The organism is Shinella sp. G-2, from assembly GCF_050172695.1.
Taxonomy (GTDB): Bacteria; Pseudomonadota; Alphaproteobacteria; order Rhizobiales; family Rhizobiaceae; genus Shinella.
Genome location: NZ_JBBEYH010000009.1, coordinates 1 through 15,582, shown reverse-complemented (window position 1 = coordinate 15,582; position 15,582 = coordinate 1). Strand labels below are relative to the sequence as shown.

Genomic DNA, 15,582 nt, shown 5'->3' with positions numbered 1-15,582 from the left:
TTGCTTTCTTGTTCAATTTCACCGCATTCCGGACGCAAAACCGCTGCGCACTTTTGCTGGAATTGCTTCCTTGTTCAGTTCACCGCAATCCCGGACGCAAAACCGCTACGCACTTTTGCTGGAGTAGCTTTACAGTCCCAGCATCATCCGCACGACCGGCTCGAGACCCTTGCCGATCGCCCGCGTGTTCTTCGCGTCGAGATGCACGCCGTCGAGCGGCGTCGTTTCCGCCACGGAGCCGGCATCGAAGAAGCCGCAGCCGGTTTCGTCCGCAAGGTCCGCATAAAGCGTCGCCAGCATGGCCGATTGCTCCACGCCGCCGGCAAACATCGCCGCGAAAGCGGTGTTCGCCGTTTCGCAGAGCGGCGGCGGGGAAACGATGAGCACTTCCGGTCCCTCCGCCTCGCCGAAGGACCAGGCATGATGGCGCACGAGCTGCACCAGCCGCTCCATGCCCTGCACCGCCCCGAAGGCCGTCCCGCAGATCACCGGCTTCATGTCATTGGCGCCGAGGAAGAGGATGACGAGGTCGATCGGGTCGTGGCTGTGCAGGATGGTCGGCAGGATGCGCGCGCCGTTGCGATCGCAATCCGCCAGGTGGTCGTCATAGGCGGTGGTGCGGCCGTTGAGGCCCTCTGCGATGACGGTGACATCAGGCCCGAGAGCCTTGGCGAGAACGCTCGGCCACCGGTCCGCGAAGGAATGCCGGTCGAGCGTTTCCGCGTCATAGCCCCAGGTCAGGCTGTCGCCATAGCAGAGAACCGTCTTCATGGCCGCACCCCGCTATCAGACGAGCATCCCCATCGGGTTCTCGATGTAGCGCTTGAAGGCACCGAGAAGCTCGGCGCCGAGCGCGCCATCGACGCAGCGATGGTCGGTGGAGAGCGTCACGGTCATCGCGTTGACGATCACCATCTCGCCCTTCTTGACGACGACCCGCTCCTCGCCCGCGCCGACCGCCAGGATCGTCGCATGCGGCGGGTTGACGACGGCGGCGAAGTTCTTCACGCCCATCATGCCCATGTTGGAGACCGCGGTCGTGCCGCCCTGGTATTCCTCGGGCTTCAGCTTGCGTTCCTTCGCGCGCTTGCCGAGGTCCTTCATCTCGTTGGAGATGGCGGACAGGGTCTTCAGCTCGGCGCTGCGGATGATCGGGGTGATCAGGCCGCCCGGAATGGAGACGGCGACGCCGACATCCGCATGCTTGTGCTTGACCATGTTGCTGTCGGTCCAGGAGACGTTGGCGTCCGGCACGTCGCGCAGCGCGAGCGCCATGGCCTTGATCACCATGTCGTTGACCGAGAGCTTGTAGACCGGCTTGTCTTCCTTGCGCGGCGCGCTGTCGTTGAGCTGGGCGCGCAGCGCCAGCAGCGCGTCGAGCTCCACGTCGACCGAGACGTAGAAGTGCGGGATCGTCTGCTTGGATTCCTGCAGGCGCTTGGCGATGGTCTTGCGCATGCCGTCATGCGGCACGAGCTCGTAGGAGCCCGGCTCGAAGAGCTTGAGCACGGCATCTTCCGACATGCCCTTCGGCGCGGTGGCGGGTGCCGCGGAAGCGGCAGCAGCCGGCGCTGCGGCAGCAGCGGCAGCGGGCTTGGCACCGCCGGAGGCGATGGCCTTTTCAACGTCGCTCTTGACCACGCGGCCATGCGGGCCGGAGCCGGTGACCGCCTTGATGTCGAGGCCGGCATCCCTGGCGATGCGACGGGCGAGCGGCGAGGAGAACAGGCCGGAGCCACCATGGCTGCTGGCCGTGCTGGTCGCCGTGCTCGGGGCAGCCGCAGCCGCAGGCGCGGCGGCGACGGGTGCAGGTGCGGCAGCAGCAGGCGCTGCGGCAGCCGGCTTTTCGGCTTCCTTCGGCGCTTCGGCCTTGGGAGCCGAACCACCGCCGGCAGCGGCAGCGGCCACGTCTTCGCCGTCGGCGGCGAGGATGGCGATGAGGGTGTTGACCTTCACGCCTTCCGTGCCGGCCGGCACGACGAGCTTGGCGACAACGCCCTCGTCGACGGCTTCCACTTCCATCGTCGCCTTGTCGGTCTCGATCTCGGCGATGACGTCACCGGATTTCACGGTGTCGCCTTCCTTGACGAGCCACTTGGCAAGATTGCCCTCTTCCATGGTGGGCGAAAGGGCCGGCATCGTAATGTTGATCGGCATACCTCAGCCCTCCCTTACTTGTAGCAGACGGTTTTGACCGCCTGGACGACTTCGCCGACATTCGGAAGCGCCAGCTTTTCGAGATTGGCGGCGTAGGGCATAGGAACGTCCTTGCCGGCGATCGTCAGGATCGGCGCATCGAGATAGTCGAAGGCCTGCTGCATGACGCGGGTCGCGATCTCGGTGCCGACGGAGGACTGCGGGAAGCCTTCCTCAACGACGACGAGACGGCCGGTCTTCTTGACCGATTCGATGATGGTCGGCAGGTCCATCGGGCGGATGGTGCGAAGGTCGATCAGTTCGACGTCGATGCCGTCCTTCTCGAGTTCCGCAATCGCCTTGATGGCATAGGTCATGCCGATGCCGAAGGAGACGACGGTGACGTCGTTGCCCTTCTTGTGGATGCGCGCCTTGCCGATCGGCAGGACGAAGTCATCCATCTTCGGCACTTCGAAGCTCTGGCCGTAGAGGATTTCGTTTTCGAGGAAGATGACCGGGTTCGGGTCGCGGATGGCGGCCTTGAGCAGGCCCTTGGCGTCGGCAGCCGTGTAGGGCATGACGACCTTGAGACCGGGAACGTGGCTGTACCATGCCGCATAGCACTGCGAGTGCTGGGCGGCGACGCGTGCGGCCGCACCGTTCGGACCGCGGAAGACGATCGGGGCACCCATCTGGCCGCCGGACATGTAGAGCGTCTTGGCGGCGGAGTTGATGATGTGGTCGATCGCCTGCATGGCGAAGTTGAAGGTCATGAACTCGACGACCGGCTTCAGGCCCGTCATCGCCGCGGCGACGCCGACGCCGGCAAAGCCGTGTTCGGTGATCGGGGTGTCGATGACGCGACGGTCGCCGAACTCCTGCAGGAGGCCCTGGGTGATCTTGTAGGCGCCCTGGTATTCGGCCACTTCCTCGCCCATGACGAAGACGTCGCCGTCGCGGCGCATTTCTTCGGCCATGGCGTCGCGCAGCGCTTCACGCACCGTCGTCATCACCATTTCCGTGCCGGCCGGAATATCCGGATCGGCGGCGATTTCACCCTTCGGCGCAGCCGGAACGGGCGCGGCAGCGGCCGGAACGGGTGCGGCAGCCGGGGCCGGCGCGGAAACTTCTGCCGGCTTTTCGGCGGCGGCAGCCTTCGGCGCGGCAATGGCATCGGCGCTTTCGCCGTCCTGGAGCAGCACGGCGATGGCCGTGTTGACCTTGACGCCTTCGGTGCCGGCGGCGATCAGGATCTTGCCGATCACGCCTTCGTCGACGGCTTCGACTTCCATCGTCGCCTTGTCGGTCTCGATTTCGGCAATGACGTCACCCGACTTCACGGTGTCGCCTTCGTTCTTGACCCACTTGGAAAGCGTGCCCTCTTCCATGGTCGGAGACAGGGCGGGCATGAGAATTTCGATTGGCATTGGTGTCCCTCCCCGGATTACAGCAGGATGTCGGTGTAGAGTTCGGATGCATCCGGCTCCGGATCGGCCTGCGCGAAATCGGCGCTGTCGGCGACGACGTCACGGATGTCCTTGTCGATCTGCTTGAGATCGTCCTCGCTCGCCCAGCCCCTTTCGAGAAGACGGGCGCGAACCTGCTCGATCGGGTCGTGCTCGGAGCGCATCTTCTGCACTTCGTCCTTCGAGCGATACTTCGCGGGGTCGGACATGGAGTGACCGCGGTAGCGGTAGGTCAGCATTTCGAGAATGATCGGGCCCTTGCCCGAACGGCAATGCTCGACAGCCTCGTCGGCCGCAGCCTTGACCGCACGAACGTCCATGCCGTCGACCTGGTAGCCCGGAATGCCGAAGGAGGTGCCGCGCTGCGAGAAGTCGGTCTGGGCGGAGGCGCGCGAAACGGCCGTGCCCATGGCGTAGCGGTTGTTCTCGATGATGTAGATCACCGGCAGCTTCCAGAGGGCCGCCATGTTGAAGCTTTCGTAGACCTGGCCCTGGTTGGCCGCGCCATCGCCGAAATAGGTCAGCGAGACGTTGTCGTTGCCGCGGTAGCGGTTGGCGAAGGCCAGACCCGTGCCGAGCGAGACCTGGCCGCCGACGATGCCGTGGCCGCCATAGAAATGCTTCTCCTTGGAGAACATGTGCATGGAGCCGCCCTTGCCCTTGGAAAGGCCGCCGCGGCGTCCGGTCAGTTCCGCCATCACGCCGCGGGCGTTCATGCCGCAAGCGAGCATGTGACCGTGGTCGCGATAACCGGTGATGACCTGGTCACCTTCCTTCAGCGCCATCTGCATGCCGACGACGACAGCTTCCTGGCCGATATAGAGGTGACAGAAGCCGCCGATGAAGCCCATGCCGTAAAGCTGACCGGCTTTTTCCTCGAAACGCCGGATGAACAGCATTTCGCGGTAGGCCTTCAGGTCGTCTTCCTTGGAGAAGTCGGCAATCGTGCCACCGTTGAAGTCTTTCCTTGCAGGCTTTGCCGCCAACTTGCGGCTGGACGTGGACGCGTTTTTGCGCGGAGCCATTCGTTCCTCCCTATGTTTGCCCTTTTGTGGAAACCATAGGGGAGAAAGTCCGCCTCAGCAATGCCATAAATGCATGGCTTATATTCTTTGTAAGTTGCTGATTAGTAAGGAAGATTTACGATTAACCAGATTTCGGTTAATCGAGCTTTTCAGTGGAAAATGACGATTTCGTCGGCGCGGGACATGTTGAGATAAGAGCGCGCCTTCTCGTCCAGCATGTCGCGTTCGAGCGAGCCGTCACTCATCAGGGCAACCTCTTTTTCCAGGATCTGGCGCTGCCGCACGAGCACGTCCAAACGCGCCTGACGCTCTACTCTCTGCCGCTCGAAATCCTCCATTCCGCGCAGACCGAAGTCACCATGGACGGAATGATAACCGAAGTAGGAGAGGAATGCGACGGTAATTACCGGCAGCGCCAGCCGGCCGAATTTCCGCTTCTTATGATGTTTGGTCCACATGCTGGTGCCCCGATACGCAATACGCAGACGACACTAGCGGGAAGCGGTTAACCGACCATTGACCATGATCGGCGGGCAAAGAAAAACCCGCATCCGAGGATGCGGGCTCCCTGTTTTCCATTTCGGAAAAACTGTTTTGCGATCAGCCGCGCAGGATGCCGCGGCCGGCATACCTGGCCTGGGCGCCGAGCTGCTCCTCGATGCGGATGAGCTGGTTGTACTTGGCGGTACGGTCGGAGCGCGCGAGCGAGCCGGTCTTGATCTGGCCGCAGTTGGTGGCGACGGCGAGGTCCGCGATGGTGGAATCCTCGGTCTCGCCCGAACGGTGCGACATGACGGCCGAATAGGCGGCCTTGTGCGCGGTCTCGACGGCGTCGAGCGTTTCGGAGAGCGAGCCGATCTGGTTGACCTTGACGAGGATCGAGTTGGCGACGCCCATCTTGATGCCGTCGCGCAGGCGCGCCGAGTTGGTGACGAACAGGTCGTCGCCGACGAGCTGCACCTTCTTGCCGACCTTGTCGGTGAGCAGCTTCCAGCCGTCCCAATCGTCTTCCGCCATGCCGTCCTCGATGGAGAAGATCGGATACTTGGCGGTCAGCTCGGCGAGATACTCGGCCATGGCGCCCGGCTCCAGCGTGCGGCCTTCGCCTTCCAGCACGTACTTGCCGTCCTTGAAGAATTCGGTCGAGGCGCAGTCGAGCGCGATGAACATGTCCTCGCCCGGACGGTAGCCGGCCTTCTCGATGGACTTCATGATGAAGTCGAGGGCGGCGGGCGCCGAAGCGAGGCCCGGTGCGAAGCCGCCCTCATCGCCGACATTGGTGTTGTGACCGTCGGCCGAGAGCTGCTTCTTCAGCGTGTGGAAGACTTCCGAGCCCATGCGCACGGCATCGCGCACCGTTTCGGCGCCGACCGGCACGATCATGAATTCCTGGAAGTCGATCGGGTTGTCGGCATGGGCGCCGCCGTTGATGATGTTCATCATCGGCACCGGCAGGATGCGGGCGTTCGGGCCGCCGACATAGCGGTAGAGCGGCAGGTTGGCGGCTTCGGCGGCCGCCTTGGCGACGGCGAGCGAGACGCCGAGGATGGCATTGGCGCCGAGGCGCGACTTGTTCGCCGTGCCGTCGAGTTCGATCATCGTCTGGTCGATATGGATCTGGTCTTCGGCATCGAGACCGCCGATGGCCTCGAAGATTTCGCCGTTGACGGCGGCGACGGCGTTTTCGACACCCTTGCCGAGATAGCGCTTGCCGCCATCGCGCAGTTCGACGGCTTCATGCGCGCCGGTGGAGGCGCCTGACGGAACGGCCGCGCGGCCGAAGCTGCCATCCTCGAGGTGCACGTCCACTTCGACGGTGGGATTGCCGCGGCTGTCGAGAATCTCGCGGCCGATGATGTCGATGATAGCAGTCATGGATATCGTCCTGGTTCGGGGTTTATAAATCGATTAAAATCTACTTTTAATCGACGATGCGGAAATTACAACGGCGCATTGCCGCCAGAAAAAACGGATGGCACGTCTCCATGTCATCCGTTTGAAGTCTTACGCCTTGGCAATGGCGTCGAAGGCCAGAAGCTTTTCGAGAAGCCGCGGCATGTCCTTGAGATGGACCATGTTCGGCCCGTCCGAGGGAGCGTGATCGGGATCTTCATGCGTTTCGACGAAGAGGCCGGCAACGCCGACGGCAATCGCCGCGCGGGCCAGCGTCTCGACGAATTCGCGCTGGCCGCCGGAGGAGCCGCCCTGCCCGCCCGGCTGCTGAACGGAATGGGTCGCGTCGAAGACCACGGGTGCGCCGAGCGAGGCCATGATCGGCAGCGAGCGCATGTCGGAAACCAGCGTGTTGTAGCCGAAGGAGGCGCCGCGCTCGCACAGCAGCACGTTCGGATTGCCGCTCTCGGTGAACTTCGCCAGCACGTTCTTCATGTCCCAGGGCGCCAGGAACTGGCCCTTCTTGACGTTGATCGTGCGGCCGGTCTTGGCGGCGGCCACGAGCAGGTCCGTCTGGCGCGACAGGAAGGCCGGGATCTGCAGGATATCGACCGTGCCGGAAACGAGGTCGCACTGTTCCTCGGTATGGATGTCGGTCAGCACGGGGAAGCCGAAATCCTTCTTGAGATCGGCGAAGATCTCCATCGCCTTGTCGAGGCCGATGCCGCGCTTGCCGGAGAGCGAGGTGCGGTTGGCCTTGTCGAAGGAGGACTTGTAGACGAGGCCGATGCCGAGCCTGTCGCAAAGTTCGACCAGCGTGCCGGCGATCATGTAGGCATGGTCGCGGCTTTCCATCTGGCAGGGGCCGGCGATCAGCGAAAAGCGTTCGGCCTGCGAGAAGGTGACTTTCCTTGCGCCTTCGCCGACGACGACGGTGGTGTTGGCTTTCATCTCATTCTCCAAAGACAAAGAGGACGCCCTGCCCCGGTGCGGGCGGCACGAACAGGCGCTCGTCCTGTTCGCGGTAGCCGATGCCGCGCCCGGTGAGGAGCTGGCGGCATGCCGAGAGGCTGGAAACCTTGAAAACGATCGCCCGGCCCTTCAGGCCGCGGTCGGTGGTTTCGGGTGCGATGCCGTAGAAGCCCTGAAGCCCGGCATCGTTGAGCACGGTGATGCGGCCGCGGGGCGTGTCGACGGACATGCCGAAGGACAGGGCCTCGACCTCGCGCTCGTCGGCCGCCTCCTGCACCAGATACTGGAAGTCGGTCGGGTTCTGCTCCGACAGCACGACTTCGGCAAGCGCGACGACGCCGTTTTCATGCGCCTCCAGCGCCGCCCGGTCGGACGGCAGCGGGCGCACGCGCTGCGAGGCGAAGAAGAAGAAATCGGGGCTGCGCAGGTCGGCGGCGAAGGCGAGCCGGAAGCTGCCGGTCGCTGCGGTGCCGTCCGGCAGCAGCATGTCGCGCGAAAATTCCAGCACGTCGCCGCCGGAAAGGCCGGCAGTGGAATAGCGCCGGTCGTCGTCCTGCGCATCGTTCGTCGCCATGGCGATGGCGGAAAACCCTTCGAGCCCGCGGCGGAAGCGGAACGCCTGGTCGCGCGCGATGAAGGCATTGCCCGCGCGGGCCGCGTCTTCGCATTCCTCGCGATTGGCGATGCCGAGCGGTTCCAGGTAGCTGCCATCGGCAAGGAAGACACAACAGTTTTCCGTGCCGAAGGGATGGCGCGCATCCCTGGCGACCGTGAAACCGAGGGCAGTGAGGCGTTCGCGGGCAATTCCAAGCTCGGACACCGGCAGCACCAGATGGTCGATCGGGCGGGGCGTTCTCGAACGGACGGTCATGGGCGAAATCCTGTCGTGTTTCAGGCGCCCCGTGCTTTGCATGCTTTCGGCGCGCAATGCAAGCACCGCGCGCGGCAGGAAGAGCACGGGAACTTTTCTCTCTGCCGCCCATTCCGCAGGACGTCCCGTTCCGGAGCAGCCCGATTTCCAGATCCCGCGACATCACCCGCCAACGCACGTTGCATACCTCCCGCCCCCTGTGGGCCGACTCGCCGCGCATTGGCCTGCGCACCCGAAAGACGCCTTCCCGCAGCGACTACGACGTCATCATCGTCGGCGCCGGCATTTCCGGCGCGCTGATGGCTCACGCGCTTGCCGATGGAAAGCGCCGCGTGCTCGTCGTCGACCGCCGGCAGCCCGTGCATGGCAGCACGCTCGCCAGCACGGCGATGATCCAGCACGAAATCGACATTCCCCTCCATTCGCTCGCCGGCATGATCGGCCGGGAAAAGGCAAGCCGCGCCTGGCGGCGCTCGGCCGCGGCCGTCGAACATTTGACGCATCTCGTCGCCGATCTCGGCATCGCCTGCGGCTTCGAGCGCAAGAAGACGCTGTTCCTCGCCGGCGACGCCTATGGCAGCCGTGCCTTACGAATGGAGACCGAAGCCCGACTCGCCGCCGGCATAAGGGCGGAGATGCTGAGCGCGGCCACTCTCGCCGACCGTTTCGCCATCGACCGCACCGGGGCCATCCTCAGCGACATCTCCGCCTCGGCAAATCCCGCGCAGATGGCCGCCGGCATCCTGCGCGCGGCGGCGGCGCGCGGAGCCGAAATCGTCACGCCGCTCGAAATCACCGATCTGCGCCCGACGGCGGACGGCGTCGTGCTCGCCACCGCGGACGGCGGGATTCTTGCCGCCGGCCACACCATCTTCTGCTCGGGCTACGAGTTCCTCGAGGCCGTCGCCGACCGGAACCACGCCATCGTCTCGACCTGGGCGCTCGCCACGCCGCCCGCTACGCCCCTGCCCGGCTGGCTGAACGATTGCATCGTCTGGGAGGGCGCCGATCCCTATCTCTATCTTCGCCGCTCGCGCGACGGCCGGCTGATCGCCGGCGGCGAGGACGAGGCGAGCGAGGATGCCTATGCCTCGCCGCAGAAGCTGAAAGCCAAAACGCGCACGATCCGCCGCAAGGTGGAGGCCCTGCTCGGCATCGCCCTGCCCGAGCCCGATCATGTCTGGGCCGCGCCCTTCGGCACGACGCGCACCGGCCTGCCGCTGATCGGCCGCGTTCCGGGCCTCGACCATGTCTTCGCCGTCATGGGCTTTGGCGGCAATGGCATTACCTTCAGCCAGATCGCCGCCGAGATCGTCTCGGCCGAGATTGCCGGCCATGGCGATGCCGACGCCGACCTCTTCGCCTTCGCCAGCCGCACGTCTTGACGAAACGCCAGACGGGACGCGCAATATTCCCCTTCCGTTGAATGGTTGCGGGCGAGAAGGCGGGTTATGCTCCGCCAATCCCCGAACGAATTCGGACTGCCATGCTGCTTGCCATCCTCTCCGACATCCATGCCAACCGCGAGGCCTTCGAGGCCGTGCTGGCCGCCGCCGAGGCCGCCGGCGCGGCGCGCTACGTCCTGCTCGGCGACATCGTCGGTTATGGCGCGGACCCGGAATGGTGCGCAGAGCGGGCCATGCAGCTTGCCGCGGCCGGCGCCGTGGTGCTGCGCGGCAACCATGACGATGCGGTCGGCAATGGCTCCATCACCATGAACGCGACGGCGATGTTCGCCATCGAATGGACGCGGCGGCAGCTCGGCCGCGAGACGCGCGCCTTTCTCGCCGCCCGCCCGATGAAGGCCCGCGAGGGCGACTGCCTCTTCGTGCATGCCGATGCCAGCGCGCCGTCCGACTGGAACTATGTGCGCGACACCAGCGATGCCGGCCAGCATCTCGCCGCCTGCGAGGCGCGCGTCAGCTTCTGCGGCCATGTCCACAAGCCGGCGCTCTACTGCACCGCGCCCGGCGGCAGGATCACGCATTTCTGCCCCGTCTCGGCAACGCCGGTGCCGCTTCTGCCGCAGCGGCGCTGGCTTGCCGTCATGGGCGCGGTCGGCCAGCCGCGCGACGGCAACCCGGCCGCCGCCTTCGCGCTCTACGACACCGAAAGCACCGACTTACGTTTCCTGCGCGTCGCCTATGACGTGGAGACGGCAGCGGGGAAAATCCGGGCGGCCAGTCTGCCGGCCGCCCTCGCCGACCGTCTTTTCGAGGGACGCTGAGCCATGAAGACACGGCTGAAACCCGGCGACGTCATCGACGGCTTCACCATCGAGGGCATCGCGCACAATGGCGGCATGGCGCGCATCTGGACGGTGAGCCGGCCGGACATCGAATGCCCGATCCTCATGAAGGTGCCGGTGCTCGGCGAGGGCGACGACCCCGCCGCCATCGTCGGCTTCGAGATGGAGCAGATGATCCTGCCGCGCCTTTCCGGCCCGCATGTGCCGCGCTTCATCGCCAATGGCGATTTCGCCACCCTGCCTTATATCGTCATGGAACGCCTGCCCGGCGCCTCGCTCTATCCGCTGCTGGAGCGCCTGCCGCTGCCGCCCGAGGAGGTGACGGTGATCGGCGCGAAGATCGCGGTCGCCCTCGATTCGCTGCACCGCCAGCACGTCGTGCATCTCGACCTGAAACCGTCCAACGTGATGTTCCGCGACAGCGGCGAGGCCGTGCTGATCGACTATGGCCTTGCCCGCCACGTGCACCTGCCGGACCTGATGGACGAGCAGTTCCGCCTGCCCTACGGCACGGCGCCCTATATGGCGCCGGAACAGGTGCTCGGCACGCGCAGCGACTTTCGCAGCGACCTCTTCGCGCTCGGTGTCCTGCTCTATTTCTTCGCGACCGGCGAACGACCCTTCGGCGATCCGCAGCGGCTGAAAGGCCTCAAGCGGCGACTGTGGCGCGACCCGCTGCCGCCGCGCGCCCGCAACGCCGCCATTCCACCGGCGCTGCAGGAAATCATCCTGCGCTGCCTGGAGGTGAACCCTGCCTGGCGCTATCCGAGCGCCGCCCAGCTCGCCCTCGACCTGCAGGACCTTTCCAGCGTCAAGCTGACCGCGCGGGCGGAAAAGATGAAGCGCGATCCGCTCGGCATGGTGCTGCGCCGCCGCTTCAACCCCGTGCCGATCGAAACCGTGAAGCCGCAGAAGGCGGAGGCCCAGCTTGCCGATGCGCCGATCATCGCCGTCGCCATCGACCTCGGCGCCCATACGCCGGAACGGGCCGCCGCGATCCACAAGACCGTCGCCCGCATCATCGAGAACACGCCGAACGCGCGCATAGCCTGCCTCAACGTCTTGAAGATCAACCGCATCGCCATCGACACGTCGCTGGACGAGGAAGGCCGCAACAAGCATGTGCTGCGCCTGGTGGAGCTGCGCAGCTGGTCGACGGGCCTGCCCGTGCCCGGCGGCGGCATCACCTTCCACGTGCTGGAGGCCGTCTCGCCGGCCGACGCCATCCTCGACTATGCCCGCCAGAACCACGTGGACCATATCGTGATGGGCGCGCGCGCCGAATCGGCCATGCGCTCCATGCTCGGCACGGTCTCCGGCGAGGTTGCCGCCCATGCGCCCTGCACCGTCACCGTTGTGCGCAACCGTTTCGACACAGTCTAGCCGATGCCCTACGAGCGGAAGCGCTTCCTGTAGTCCCCAGGCGTCAGCCCGACGATGCGGGCAAAAACCTTGCGGAAGGCGCCGGGATCGTTGTAGCCGACATCGACCGCCACCAGATCGACCGAGCGGGTGGTGAACTGCAGCAGTTCCTGCGCCTTGGCCACGCGCAGCCGCTGGCAGTAATCCGTCGTCGTCAGCCCCGTCGCCTTGCGGAAGCGGCGCAGGAACGTGCGTTCCTCCAGCCCCGCCTGGGCCGCCAGCACATCGAGGCCGATCTCCTTCGCTTCGCTCGCCTGCAGGAAATGCTGCACCCTGAGAATCGCCGCATCGCCATGCAACAGGCGCGGCGAGAAGGTGCTGTAATAGCGTTGCTCGCGCCCCGGCGGATCGATGACGAACTGCCGGGCGATCTCCAGCATCACCGTCGGGCCGAGGAAACGGTCGATCAGCTTGAGGCCGAGATCCACCCAGGCCATGACACCGCCCGCGGTGACGATGTCGCCGTCGTCGCTGAGCAACCGGTCCGTATCCACCCGCACATCGGGAAAGCGCACCTCGAAGGTTTCGGCGATTACCCAGTTGGTGGTGATCGTGCGCCCGGCCAGAAGACCCGTCTCGCCGAGCAGGAAGGCGCCGGCGCAGATCGAGGCGAGCTGGATGCCGCCCGCATGGCATTGCCGCAGCCAGGCCGCAAAGGGCGCAGCATCCTCCCGCGCGATGGGATCGCCAAGCGCCGGCGGCAGCACGAGCACGCAGGGCCGCGCCGCGTCGCAGGGCGTCTCGCTCGCCTCGATGCGCACCGGCCTGCCCTCCTCCAGCCGCCAATGGCTGACGCCGAGCCGCGGCCCTGCCCGGCCCTTGCGGCCGGCAAGCTCCATCGCCGCGTTGAAGAGATCCGTCATGCCGAGCACGGCCGCCATCTGCACGCCGGGATAGATCACCAGTCCGATTTCGGCCGAGGCAGCCATGTCACTTTCACCCTGAATTATGTCGGTATCGCCAATGGCGAGGAATGGCAGGCTGGGGGCAATATGTCCATGACATCAGCAGCGTGCAGAAAGGATCCCCCATGAGCAAACGCGCCGTCATCATCGTCGACCTGCAGAACGACTATCTCCCCTCCGGCAGCTTCGGCCTTGCCGGCATCGACACCGCCACCGCCAATGCCGCCCGCGTGATCGACGCCGCCCGCGGCAAGGGCGACCGCATCATCCACGTCCATCACATCGCGAAGGAAGCCGATTCGCCGCTCTTTGCGCCCAACACGGACGGCATCCACCCCATCGCGGCCGTCACGCCGCAGGCCGGCGACACTGTCATCATCAAGAACTACCCGAACTCCTTCCGCGAAACGACGTTGCAGAAGACGCTGCAGGACGGCGGCATCGAGGATGTGGTCGTCATCGGCGCGATGAGCGACGTATGCATCGACGCGACCGCTCGCGCTGCCGCCGATCTCGGCTACAACCTCACCGTCGTGCACGATGCCTGCGCCACCCGCGACAAGGCTTTCGGTGATTCGGTCGTGCCGGCCGCCCAGGTTCACGCCACCATCATGTCGGCGCTGGAATTCGGCTATGGCACGGTCACGACGACCGCCGACTTCCTGTCGTAAGCGCCCGAAAACGGCCATGTCTCCGCCTTCGGGCGGAGGCATGGCGCGGACGCGAGAGGCCGCCAGTCAGCCTCGTCATTCGCCTGTCATGTGACAATGGTGTCTCTTCCCGCGTGAATGAACCGGCAGCCGCCCCGAAAAGCCGGCGCCCTTCGGAGTACGCGTGAATGGACATGGCTCAGGCCCTCGCCCTTGCCTCGGGCGCTCTTGTCGCGACCAACCTCGCCAGCATCCTCGTCGCCGGCAAGCGACTGAAACCGGCCGGCGCCCCGCCGCCGGATATCCGCAAGAAGCCGCCCGTCTCCGTCGTCGTGCCCGTCCGCGGCATCGAGAATTTTTCCGCCGAGACGCTGGAGCGCGCCTTCCGCCTTACCTGGCCAAGCTATGAACTGCTCTTCTGCGTCGCCCATGGCAGCGACCCGATCGTCGCGGAAATCGAGCGGACGGCAGCCGCCCACCCCGATGTCGAGGCGCGCATCCTCATCGGCGACGACCGCGTCAGCGCCAATCCGAAGCTCAACAATTGCGTCAAGGGCTGGCAGGCCGCCCGGCACGACTGGGTCATCCTCGCCGATTCCAACGTACTGATGCCGCCGGACTATATCCAGCACCTGATGGCCGGCTGGCGGCGCAATTCGGGCGTCGTCTGCTCGACCCCGCTCGGCTCGCGCCCGGAAGGCTTCTGGGCGGAGGTGGAATGCATGTTCCTCAACACCCAGCAGGCGCGCTGGCAATATGCCGGCGAAGCGCTCGGCCTCGGTTTCGCGCAGGGCAAGAGCATGCTCTGGTACAAGCCGATGCTCGACGCCAATGGCGGCATCCAGGCGCTGAACGCGGAAATCGCCGAAGACGCCGCTTCCACCAAACTGGTGAACCGTCTCGGCCTTCAGGTCCACCTCGTCTCCTCGCCCTTCGAACAGCCGCTCGGCCGGCGGAGTGGCCAAGAGATCTGGTCGCGCCAGTGCCGCTGGTCGCGCCTGCGCCGCGTCACCTTCCCCGGCTTCTTCGCGCCGGAAATCCTGCTTGGCGTGCTGCCGCCGCTTGCCCTGGCGCTCGCTGCCGCCCTCTTTTCCGGCGCCGCGCTGCTGCCGGCAACTCTCCTCGTCCTGGCCGCGATCTATCTCCCGGAAGCCGCGCTCGCGCTTGCCAAGGGCTGGCGCCTCTCGCTGCTTTCGCTGCCCGCCATGATCGTCCGCGACCTCCTCATGCCCGCCATCTGGCTGCGCGCCTGGCTCAGCGGCACCATCGACTGGCGCGGCAATACCATGACCATCGGCACCAGCACCTGCGAACTGAAGGAAGCGCCAGCGGGGTCGTAAGCGCTCGCTGACAATGCATCCCTGAAACGGGAAACCGCGCGTCCCAGAGGCTGGGCGCGCGGCTTTCTTGTGCAAGGCACACGACGAACGATCGGTGTGCGCTTGTGATATCCGGGAACGAATGGCGACCCCTGGAGTTGTGGTACTATTGGGCAAAATCAACATCTTAGAGATCGGTGGGATCTGTACACCGCCCCATGAAATCAAAAAAGAAATTTATAGCGGCAGGTCTTACCATCGACTCTTCCCCTTCCCTGGATCATGTAGCCCAAGAGGCAACATGAACACATAGAGAACGAAGGAATGCGGCCCTTCGAGAGGAGATCGCCGCCGAAAGCAATGTGACGGTCTACTGTTACCAGTGCGACAAGGAGGTCACGTTTGATCCAACGAACGTTATTGAGAGCGAAAGACCCCTTGGCGCGCGCTTCGTATGCGTCGCCTGCGGCGAACGAGGGCTCTGCATCATCAAGCCTAAATGGCGTCCGAACGCCCTCGGCGAAATGATCCCCTACGGTACTGCACCCAAGCTGTCAGATGGCTTTATGGCGCACAAACTACACGCGCCCGTGGGAAACGAATTGGGGCAGAGCCGAGGTGTGTGGTCCTGGAATGAGATGGTGCGGATTAACTTTGAAGATTGACGGGTCTTTT

General features: G+C 65.1%; 14 protein-coding genes. 5 read left to right on the top strand and 9 right to left on the bottom strand.

Going from position 1 to position 15,582, the window contains the following annotated elements; translation table 11 throughout:
- Positions 1 to 129 precede the first annotated feature (129 nt).
- The 8 genes from V8U06_RS15810 to V8U06_RS15775 all read right to left on the bottom strand — a co-directional run bounded on the left by V8U06_RS15810 (position 130) and on the right by V8U06_RS15775 (position 8,363).
- Positions 130 to 771 (bottom strand): SGNH/GDSL hydrolase family protein, encoded by a 642-nt coding sequence (locus tag V8U06_RS15810; protein ID WP_226919226.1) that lies wholly within the window; start codon positions 769 to 771, stop codon positions 130 to 132.
- Between the two features lie 15 nt (positions 772 to 786).
- Positions 787 to 2,157: a pyruvate dehydrogenase complex dihydrolipoamide acetyltransferase gene (locus V8U06_RS15805; protein ID WP_427141467.1), complete on the bottom strand. Its 1,371-nt coding sequence runs from the start codon at positions 2,155 to 2,157 to the stop codon at positions 787 to 789.
- A gap of 14 nt (positions 2,158 to 2,171) precedes the next feature.
- Positions 2,172 to 3,563 carry a pyruvate dehydrogenase complex E1 component subunit beta gene (locus V8U06_RS15800; RefSeq protein ID WP_427141466.1) on the bottom strand — a complete coding sequence of 464 codons (1,392 nt, stop codon included), beginning with the start codon at positions 3,561 to 3,563 and terminating at the stop codon, positions 2,172 to 2,174.
- Between the two features lie 17 nt (positions 3,564 to 3,580).
- Entirely contained in the window at positions 3,581 to 4,627 is a 1,047-nt protein-coding gene (gene pdhA / locus V8U06_RS15795) for a pyruvate dehydrogenase (acetyl-transferring) E1 component subunit alpha (protein ID WP_226919229.1), read from the bottom strand.
- A gap of 149 nt (positions 4,628 to 4,776) precedes the next feature.
- The gene (locus V8U06_RS15790) at positions 4,777 to 5,085 is read right to left on the bottom strand and encodes an FtsB family cell division protein (protein WP_226919230.1); all 309 of its coding nucleotides are present in this window, start codon (positions 5,083 to 5,085) and stop codon (positions 4,777 to 4,779) included.
- 142 nt (positions 5,086 to 5,227) lie between these two features.
- Positions 5,228 to 6,502, bottom strand: a complete 1,275-nt coding sequence (eno, locus tag V8U06_RS15785; RefSeq protein WP_427141465.1) for a phosphopyruvate hydratase — start codon at positions 6,500 to 6,502, stop codon at positions 5,228 to 5,230.
- Positions 6,503 to 6,631: 129 nt separating this feature from the next.
- The gene (gene kdsA / locus V8U06_RS15780; protein WP_427141464.1) at positions 6,632 to 7,471 is read right to left on the bottom strand and encodes a 3-deoxy-8-phosphooctulonate synthase; all 840 of its coding nucleotides are present in this window, start codon (positions 7,469 to 7,471) and stop codon (positions 6,632 to 6,634) included.
- Position 7,472: 1 nt separating this feature from the next.
- Positions 7,473 to 8,363, bottom strand: coding sequence for a VOC family protein (locus tag V8U06_RS15775; RefSeq protein ID WP_427141463.1), 891 nt, complete (start codon positions 8,361 to 8,363; stop codon positions 7,473 to 7,475).
- Between the two features lie 179 nt (positions 8,364 to 8,542).
- On the opposite strand from V8U06_RS15775, the gene V8U06_RS15770 reads away from it, so the two are divergent.
- The 3 genes from V8U06_RS15770 to V8U06_RS15760 all read left to right on the top strand — a co-directional run bounded on the left by V8U06_RS15770 (position 8,543) and on the right by V8U06_RS15760 (position 11,994).
- On the top strand, positions 8,543 to 9,748 hold the full coding sequence (locus tag V8U06_RS15770; RefSeq protein WP_427141462.1) for an NAD(P)/FAD-dependent oxidoreductase: 1,206 nt from the start codon (positions 8,543 to 8,545) through the stop codon (positions 9,746 to 9,748).
- Positions 9,749 to 9,849: 101 nt separating this feature from the next.
- On the top strand, positions 9,850 to 10,590 hold the full coding sequence (locus V8U06_RS15765) for a metallophosphoesterase family protein (protein WP_427141461.1): 741 nt from the start codon (positions 9,850 to 9,852) through the stop codon (positions 10,588 to 10,590).
- A gap of 3 nt (positions 10,591 to 10,593) precedes the next feature.
- A complete protein-coding gene (locus tag V8U06_RS15760) occupies positions 10,594 to 11,994 on the top strand; it encodes a protein kinase domain-containing protein (RefSeq protein ID WP_427141460.1) in 1,401 nt (466 codons plus the stop codon).
- 8 nt (positions 11,995 to 12,002) lie between these two features.
- Here V8U06_RS15760 and V8U06_RS15755 read toward each other — a convergent pair whose 3' ends face one another.
- Positions 12,003 to 12,962: a GlxA family transcriptional regulator gene (locus tag V8U06_RS15755; RefSeq protein WP_427141459.1), complete on the bottom strand. Its 960-nt coding sequence runs from the start codon at positions 12,960 to 12,962 to the stop codon at positions 12,003 to 12,005.
- A 101-nt stretch (positions 12,963 to 13,063) separates the two neighbouring features.
- Between V8U06_RS15755 and V8U06_RS15750 the strand changes: the two genes are divergently transcribed.
- A complete protein-coding gene (locus V8U06_RS15750; protein WP_427141458.1) occupies positions 13,064 to 13,609 on the top strand; it encodes a cysteine hydrolase family protein in 546 nt (181 codons plus the stop codon).
- Positions 13,610 to 13,776: 167 nt separating this feature from the next.
- Positions 13,777 to 14,928, top strand: a complete 1,152-nt coding sequence (locus V8U06_RS15745) for a ceramide glucosyltransferase (protein WP_427141457.1) — start codon at positions 13,777 to 13,779, stop codon at positions 14,926 to 14,928.
- Positions 14,929 to 15,582 lie beyond the last annotated feature (654 nt).

What these genes read in the sequence shown, in the direction of transcription:
- V8U06_RS15745 (WP_427141457.1), top strand. Translation starts at nt 13,777, where the DNA reads ATGGACATGGCTCAGGCCCTCGCCCTTGCCTCGGGCGCTCTTGTCGCG.
- V8U06_RS15750 (WP_427141458.1), top strand. Translation starts at nt 13,064, where the DNA reads ATGAGCAAACGCGCCGTCATCATCGTCGACCTGCAGAACGACTATCTC.
- V8U06_RS15790 (WP_226919230.1), bottom strand. Translation starts at nt 5,085, where the DNA reads ATGTGGACCAAACATCATAAGAAGCGGAAATTCGGCCGGCTGGCGCTG.
- kdsA (WP_427141464.1), bottom strand. Translation starts at nt 7,471, where the DNA reads ATGAAAGCCAACACCACCGTCGTCGTCGGCGAAGGCGCAAGGAAAGTC.
- V8U06_RS15765 (WP_427141461.1), top strand. Translation starts at nt 9,850, where the DNA reads ATGCTGCTTGCCATCCTCTCCGACATCCATGCCAACCGCGAGGCCTTC.
- V8U06_RS15805 (WP_427141467.1), bottom strand. Translation starts at nt 2,157, where the DNA reads ATGCCGATCAACATTACGATGCCGGCCCTTTCGCCCACCATGGAAGAG.
- eno (WP_427141465.1), bottom strand. Translation starts at nt 6,502, where the DNA reads ATGACTGCTATCATCGACATCATCGGCCGCGAGATTCTCGACAGCCGC.
- V8U06_RS15800 (WP_427141466.1), bottom strand. Translation starts at nt 3,563, where the DNA reads ATGCCAATCGAAATTCTCATGCCCGCCCTGTCTCCGACCATGGAAGAG.
- V8U06_RS15760 (WP_427141460.1), top strand. Translation starts at nt 10,594, where the DNA reads ATGAAGACACGGCTGAAACCCGGCGACGTCATCGACGGCTTCACCATC.
- pdhA (WP_226919229.1), bottom strand. Translation starts at nt 4,627, where the DNA reads ATGGCTCCGCGCAAAAACGCGTCCACGTCCAGCCGCAAGTTGGCGGCA.
- V8U06_RS15810 (WP_226919226.1), bottom strand. Translation starts at nt 771, where the DNA reads ATGAAGACGGTTCTCTGCTATGGCGACAGCCTGACCTGGGGCTATGAC.
- V8U06_RS15775 (WP_427141463.1), bottom strand. Translation starts at nt 8,363, where the DNA reads ATGACCGTCCGTTCGAGAACGCCCCGCCCGATCGACCATCTGGTGCTG.
- V8U06_RS15755 (WP_427141459.1), bottom strand. Translation starts at nt 12,962, where the DNA reads ATGGCTGCCTCGGCCGAAATCGGACTGGTGATCTATCCCGGCGTGCAG.